The sequence below is a fragment of the Candidatus Phytoplasma pruni genome (assembly GCF_013391955.1).
In the GTDB taxonomy this organism is placed as follows: domain Bacteria; phylum Bacillota_I; class Bacilli_A; order Acholeplasmatales; family Acholeplasmataceae; genus Phytoplasma.
This window is the reverse complement of sequence record NZ_JABUOH010000025.1, coordinates 1-3,692: the sequence shown is the minus strand read 5'-3', so window position 1 is coordinate 3,692 and position 3,692 is coordinate 1. Positions and strand designations below refer to the sequence as shown.

Sequence of the window (3,692 nt, the reverse complement as noted above, 5' to 3'; positions counted from 1 at the left end):
TTCTTTTATACGAAAAAAGAGACTTTTCAGTCTCTTTGTTTTTTTAAATCTTTTTTTGAATAAAATAATTACAATAATTTTTCTATTTCTTCTTTTGTTATTGTTTCTTGTTTGATTAAAAGATGAGCTATTTTATCTAATAAAGTTTTATTCTCTTTCATTATCTTTTTAGCTTCTATCATACATTCATCAATAATTTTTTTTACTTCTTGATTAACTTTTTCGTTTTCAAAAAACATATTATCTTTAGTTTGAATCGGCCCTAAATCAGACATCCCTAATTTGGTTACCATTTGGGTCGCTATTTGGGTTGCTGATTTGAAATCACCATAAGCGCCATTAGAAATATCATCAAACATTAGTTCTTCAGCTGCTCTGCCGCCTAAATAAGAAGTAATATTAGCTAACATTCTTTTTTTAGAGGAAAAGAAGGTTTCTTTTTCAGGTAACATTAAATTATATCCTCCCGCATCTCCGCGAGGGATAATGGTTACTTTTTGAACTTTAGGAGCATGTTTTAATTTTAAACCGATGACAGCATGTCCTGCTTCATGGTAAGCGACCATTTTCTTTTCTTCTTCGTTGTATTTTCTAGATTTTTTCGCCGGTCCCATCATTACTCGATCTATAGATTCGTACAATTCTTCTTGAGTAATAATAGTTTGATTGTTGCGCACTGATAAAATAGCTGCTTCGTTTAAAACAGATGCTAATTCTGCCCCACTAAAACCTGGCGTCAACTTGGCTATTTGACTTAAGTCAACAAAAGGGTCTATATTTTTATTTCTAGCATGAACTGTCAAAATAGCTTCACGCGCTTTAACATCTGGCAAGGAAACTGTAAATTGACGGTCAAATCTGCCAGGACGAAGTAAAGCTGAATCTAAAGTATCTACTCTATTGGTAGCTGCCATCACTATGACACCTATACTTTTGGTAAAACCATCCATTTCTGTCAGCAATGAATTAATAGTGCTCCCATCATCATTAGCTATAGTTCCTCTTTTTCTTCCGATAGTGTCTATTTCGTCAATAAATACAACACAAGGCGAATTTTCTCTCGCTTCTTTAAATAGTTCTCTTAATTTTGCCGCTCCTACACCAAAATATTGATTTTTAAAATCAGAACCAGTAACAGCGTAAAAGGGCACTCCTGCTTCGCCAGCAACCGCTTTAGCTAATAAAGTTTTACCTGTTCCAGGCGGACCTTGCAATAACACTCCTTTGGGAACTGAAGCGCCTATCTCTTTATATTTTTGCGGTTTTTTTAAAAAATCAATTAATTCTTTCATTTCTTCTTTTTCTTCTTCATTACCAGCCACATCTTGAAAAGTAAATAAAGATTTTTGTGAAGAAGAAATTTGTTTTTTCATTTTAGTAGAAGATTTTTTAATATTTGACAAAATATAAAACATAAATATCACAGAAGAGATTGTACTAATAGAATTAATAAAAAATCTTAGAAAATTAAATTCTTTTTTTTCAACTAAAATCATCTTATTTAATAAATTTTTATTAATAATTTGCTTTTGATTTATTTTATTTATTAAAACTGAAAACCAAGTTCCTCCCATATAAACAAAATAACTTTTATTGTTTTTATCTTTAACTTCTATTCGGTATTTTTCTCCTAAAAGTCTATTTCCTGATTCGTAAGTTTCAATTAAATTGATTTCATTATCGTTAATTTTTTCAAATAATTCAGAATGTTTTATTTGCTCTCCTTTAATAAAATAGCTTTCATTCCATTCTAAAATCATCAATAAAAACAAAATTAAAATTAAAATTTTAAAATTTAAAATTTTTTTTAAGTATTTTATAAATTTTTTTTTCATAATTTAACGCCTCAAGTTTTATTTGTTATTGTTTCCAGGTCTTCTTGACATGGATACGTTTGTTATTTGTTTTCTTATATTGGTTGCTTTTATCAAAGGGATAATAGGATTTTCTTTTAAAATTAGTGATTCAAATGCGTCTTTTAAATTTCCTAAAGAAGCTTGCAATTGTTCCTTTTTAGTTTCCAACGTTTGAAACATTTCTTTAAATTCCATCAATAAACATTCTAAATTAGAAATTTTTCCTTGCCATATTCCTTCATTATCCCAAGAATCATATTGCAACGACGACAAGACATCATCAGAGTAACCTTGAAATAATTTTTTACACCATTCAGGAGTATTGGAGTCAGAAGGGTTAGGATATTCTTTTTCTAAAAAGTCTTTTAATTGTTTAAAATTGATTTGTATATCTGTATTTTCTTTAATCCCTGATTCATCAAACATTCGAATAAAATAATCATAAAAATGATGATTTTTATTGTCAATTATAATAGGGGTGATGAACATGTCTCTTTCTTGTTCTTTTTCGTTATCATTAATTTGAACATTAAAATTAATTTTAGCACCTTTTTGGTTGAAAATGTTTTCTAAATTGTGTTTCAATATTAAAGCTTTTTGAAAATTTTCTTTTGATACGAAAAAATTTAATTGAACGATTTCGTCTGGATGTGTTCTTGTTTTTTCGTAAGCTGAATTAAATAACTGAAAAGCTTTATTTTTATCAACTGGTTCTTCTGAATTGATTTTATCATTTGACATGTCATGGTCTAAATTATAAGAAGCAAAAGGGAAAGATGGGTAAAGGTTAGTTGTTTTTTCTTCTTCAACTAATTTATCTCGTTCTAAAGCTAGCGCACAAGCTTTTCGAAAATCTTTTTCTTGCAACAAAGGTTTTGGCTGTTTTAAATTGAAAATTAAAAACACAACAGAATCATTAGTTTGTATTTTAAAACCTAGATATTTTTCTAAAAATGCCTTAAGTCTTTTTGTTTGTTTTGTTATTTCTTCTAGTTTATATGGTTCTTTTGTAGGTTTTATTTCTTCATTCACTAATTTTTTTAAATCTTCATAATTTTCTATTACAAGTTTTAAATTGGTTATTTGTTGAGCACTTGTTTGTAAAATTGTTTTTATTTTTTTAACATAATTTCCAGCCAACAAACCTTTAACCGCTTTTGCTTCATCCAATTGACTTAATTGTTCAGGTTTTATAGTTAATATTCTTTCAGTTTCTTTTTGATAATCTTGAATGATTTTTTGTAAGTCTTGAATTAATGTATTTTGGTCAAGCAATAAATGAATTGTATACAATTCTTCTAAAGCGTTTTTTAAAGTAGTAAAATCTTCTTTAGTCAAAGTTTTTACTACTTCTAATCTTTCTGCTAATTTTTTCTTTCCATTGGAAAAAGAATTGCATTTTGTTTGCTGTTCGTCAATGTGAGATTGTATTTTATCAATTTCCAAAATTTTATTATTCTGAAAAAAAGGGAGATTGTTAAAAACATATAATATTTCTTTCGAATTATTTTCAATTTCCTTGTTGGAAATGTCCGTTTTGTCTAAAGTTTTTAAGAATTTATCTGCAGATACTAAAGCAAACATTTGTTCTGTATTTATTTTCTTTTTAACATTATTATTTTTCACTTCTGGCGTTGGAGCCGCACTTGTGGAAGGATTTTCATCCTTTTTATCTTTGCTAAAATATTTAACTCCGAAAACAACGCCTACTATCAGTAAAACCCCTAATAATCCTATTCCGACTAACGTTATTAGTTTCTTATGTTTCCGAATAACTTCTTTATAATTCATCTTTTTATCCTTTCTCAATTTTGGAATTAATTTTTAATAATTTAA

2 protein-coding genes are annotated in these 3,692 nt (G+C 27.8%); both read right to left on the bottom strand.

Going from position 1 to position 3,692, the window contains the following annotated elements; all coding sequences use genetic code 11:
• Nucleotides 1-68: 68 nt before the first annotated feature.
• Nucleotides 69-1,835, bottom strand: a complete 1,767-nt coding sequence (gene ftsH / locus HR065_RS00885; protein WP_218644379.1) for an ATP-dependent zinc metalloprotease FtsH — start codon at nt 1,833-1,835, stop codon at nt 69-71.
• Between the two features lie 18 nt (nt 1,836-1,853).
• The gene (locus HR065_RS00880) at nt 1,854-3,647 is read right to left on the bottom strand and encodes a periplasmic substrate-binding domain-containing protein (RefSeq protein WP_178734040.1); all 1,794 of its coding nucleotides are present in this window, start codon (nt 3,645-3,647) and stop codon (nt 1,854-1,856) included.
• Nucleotides 3,648-3,692 lie beyond the last annotated feature (45 nt).